At 70.0% G+C, this 3,535-nt stretch carries 3 protein-coding genes; 1 reads left to right on the forward strand and 2 read right to left on the reverse strand.

What is annotated here, in order from left to right; all coding sequences use genetic code 11:
* The coding region (locus O3Q52_RS50755; protein ID WP_269655190.1) for an endonuclease/exonuclease/phosphatase family protein at positions 1-677 on the reverse strand (677 nt) is incomplete at its 3' end.
* An 86-nt stretch (positions 678-763) separates the two neighbouring features.
* Positions 764-2,329 (reverse strand): phospholipid carrier-dependent glycosyltransferase, encoded by a 1,566-nt coding sequence (locus O3Q52_RS50760; protein ID WP_269655192.1) that lies wholly within the window; start codon positions 2,327-2,329, stop codon positions 764-766.
* Positions 2,330-2,681: 352 nt separating this feature from the next.
* Here O3Q52_RS50760 and O3Q52_RS50765 point away from each other — a divergent pair, with 352 nt between their 5' ends.
* On the forward strand, positions 2,682-3,476 hold the full coding sequence (locus tag O3Q52_RS50765; protein ID WP_269655191.1) for an NPP1 family protein: 795 nt from the start codon (positions 2,682-2,684) through the stop codon (positions 3,474-3,476).
* Positions 3,477-3,535: the final 59 nt, after the last annotated feature.

A 3,535-nucleotide genomic window follows, 5' to 3' on the forward strand; every position in this document is an offset into this window, starting at 1 on the left:
AGGTCACCGGCGATGACGAGCGGGCCGTCCGCACCCAGCGTGCGCGAGCCGTCCGGTTTCCAGCCGTGGCGGATGAACGCGGCCTGGGCCTCCCGTTCACCGTCCTTCGTGACACCGACGCTCAAGTGCGTGCTGCACGCGGTGACTTGGGGTCCCGAGGGGCCCCGGTTTCCGGCGGCGCGCACAACGGCGCAGATGATGCCCCGCTCCCCACCTCTGTTGTCCGGATTGGGCAGCAGGGCGGGTGGCAGGATCTTCGTGGCCGAGTGGAACAGGATGGCGTTGCCGTACGGCTGGCCGTCGACGCAGTCCGTACCGGTGTCGACGAAGGCGCTGCGCAGGCCCAACTCCCGGGCGAACCGCTCACCTTGGGCCTTGCAGACTTCCTGGAGGCCGATGAACAGCCAGCGGTCCATGCCGCCGGGCCTGAGGTTTCTGATGGCGTCGGCTTCTTCCTCGATCCAGTCGCCGGCGTCGCCCCGATGGCCGATGTTTCCGTAGATGTTGAAGCTGCCGACGTAGTGGCCCTGGGTGACGTTCGGCCGGGCGGCCACGTCGGGTGCGGCGGCCGCGTCGGGGGTGGCACCGCTTCCCGCGGGGAGTGCCACCAGAACACACAACAGGGCCAGCACAATTGCCCTGGCCCCGCCGCGTCTCCTCGTACGACGCGTTGTCATGACATCGAAGATACCGCCGTAACCTGTGACCCGGTTGGGCCACTGTGTCAGATGTGAATGGCGCAGTCCCCCATGGCAGTTGGGCGTCAGCGTCGTCGGTAGAGCGTGATCGAGTGGCCGACTTCGTCGACCGGTGTGCTGGTGTCGAGCAGCGCGGCCAGCCGCCCGTCGGCCTTGGCCGCCGAGGAGTTGGACACGACGAGCAGCCCGTGCACCTCGCCCAGCGGGGCTTTCAGCGGGTTGGCCGCGTTGATTCCGTAGTACGCGGGCACACCCGCGCCCTTGTAGACGAGCCACACCCGCTCGCCCGGGTGGTCGCGGCGGAGGCGATCGGCGAGGCGGCCGAGGTCCTGCCCCCAGTCGACGTTCGAGTCGTGCAGCCGCAGATGGGTCTTCGAGGGCCCGCCGAACGCCTCGTTGGAGTACGGCAGGTAGTACGGAAACGTCCGCAGTGAACTGACGGCCACGAAGCACACCAGCGCGGCCGTCACTCCGTACACCCACCGGCGGCGCAGGAGCGTCACACCGGCGGCGGCGACCGCCGCGAACGTCGGCACGAAGATCGCGTACCGGACGCCGAGGTCGCGGGCGCCGTTCATGGACACGGCCAGCAGCAGGGCCGCGGGGACGAGCACGTACGGCGCCGCGGGCCGCAGCCGGCGCAGCGCCAGGACCGCGACGGCACCGGCGACCCACAGGACGAGCATGCCGAGCGGAGTCTTCACCAGGAGCGCGGCCGGCAGGTAGTACCAGAGCGAGCCATCGTACAGCCTGCCGAACAGGAAGCCCTGCCAGATGTCGTACTCGAAGCCGAACTGGATGCGCATGCCGTCCCGGTACGCCTCCGGGAAGGGCAGCCACGCGGCGACACGGCCGCGCATTCCGCGGATGTCCGGCACGTTCTCGGGCTGTGTCCAGCGCAGCCGCGGGTCGACGACGAGGTAGGTGGCCCACACGACGGCGACCGCCACGAGGGCCATGCCGACGGCGACCGCGGCGCCCTGCGCGAGGAGCCGCAGCCGTTCGCGTGCGTCGAGCCCGGGTGTCCTGCGGGCGTACCAGAACGACAGGACGGCCAGGAGCATCAGGACGGGAACCACCGCGAGCATGCTCATCTTGGTGGCCACGGCCGCGCCCAGCGCGATCCCGGCGAGCGGGAGGCAGAGGTACGGCCGTTGCCGCGCCCGCCACAGCAGCCAGACGGACGTGAGCAGGAAGCCGGCCGCGGGGACGTCGAGCGTGGCCAGCGATCCGTTCGCGATGACGTCCGGCGAGAACGCGTACAGGGCGAGGGCCACCAACCCGCCCGCCGGGCCGGTGAGGTCGCGGGCGAACGCGAGGACCACGAGCCCGAACAGCAGCGTCAGCGCGATCACCGGGAGCCGTGCCCACAGCATCAGCCGCTCCGGGTCGTTGCCCGACTCGTACAGCACGCTGCGTCCCAGGGCCGACTGGCTGCCGACGAAGTCCGAGTCGAGGTGCGCGTCGGTGAACACCAGCCCGGAGGCGATGATCAGCTTGCCCAGGGGCGGGTGTTCCGGGTTGTAACGGAGGCTGTGCTCCTTGAGGTAGACCTCGGCCGAGGCCACGTACACGGGCTCGTCGATGGTCGGGGTCTGTTCGACGGCCGTGGTGACCATCGCGACCGCCATCTGGGCGAGGAGCGCGAAGACGGCCAGCAGGTAGAGCGAACGCCGGTGCCGCAGAAAGCGCTTGAGCCCATCGAATCGGCCTGGCCGCCCGCCCGGCGCCGTCGATGTGGGCAGGTCGGGCGCGGTGTGCTCATCACCGTCGAGCCCGGTGATCCGCGGCGCGCTCATGGGCCCACCTTCCCATCAACCCCACCCTCCGTGGCGCCCTTTCCCGACGCCGGGCCCAAGTGTTGGGCGGTCCTTAACCAATGTGACGCCTGCGGCCTCTTGGCACGCGCGTGAAAACCCGGGACTCTGAACTGCACATGTCACAAAGGGCGTTGGCCTGCGCAGGGCCGATCAGGAGGACACTTTGAACGGCAGTCCCGCATCGAAGCTTTCCGGATCCCGGCGTCTGCGCCGGAGGTCACTCGGCGTCCTCGCGGGCGCCGCCGCTCTGGTCCTCGTCTTCCCGTCCACCGCCCTGGCGGCCCCGCCCGGCGCACTGCCCGCCAACGCGGACGGACTGGACCAGACGTTCCAGCCCGCCTACGACTACGACACGGACGGCTGCTACCCGACGCCCGCGATCGGCCCCGGCGGCGTCGTCAACGGCGGCCTCAACCCGAGCGGCGCCCTCAACGGCCAGTGCCGCGACGCCTCGGACCTCGACAACACCAACGGCTACTCGCGCTCCAAGTGCAACAACGGCTGGTGCGCGATCATGTACGCCCTCTACTTCGAGAAGGACCAGGCCGTGGCCGGCAGCGGTCTCGGCGGGCACCGGCACGACTGGGAGCACGTCGTGGTCTGGGTACAGAACAACGAGGCCCAGTACGTCTCGACCTCCAACCACGGCTCGTTCACGGTCCACAACCGTTCGGCGATCCGCTGGGACGGGACGCACCCGAAGATCGTTTACCACAAGGACGGCATCAGAACGCACTCCTTCCGCGCCGCGACCGCCGGCGACGAGCCGCCGGAGAACCACAAGGGAACCTGGCAGTACCCGCCGCTGGTCGGCTGGAACGGCTATCCCGCGGGCGTGCGCGACACGCTGACCTCGTACAACTTCGGCAGTGCCACGCTCGGCATCAAGGACAGTACGTTCAACTCGCACCTGTCCTCGGCCAAGCCGCCCGGGATCGCGTTCGACCCCAACGCCTGACCCCTCGCCTGACCTGACGTCACGCGGAAGGCGCGCCCGCGCCGCCCGGGGGCGGCGGC

This window comes from Streptomyces sp. ActVer (genome assembly GCF_027270795.1).
GTDB lineage: Bacteria > Actinomycetota > Actinomycetes > Streptomycetales > Streptomycetaceae > Streptomyces > Streptomyces umbrinus_A.

What these genes read in the sequence shown, in the direction of transcription:
- O3Q52_RS50760 (WP_269655192.1), bottom strand. Translation starts at nt 2,329, where the DNA reads ATGGCGGTCGCGATGGTCACCACGGCCGTCGAACAGACCCCGACCATC.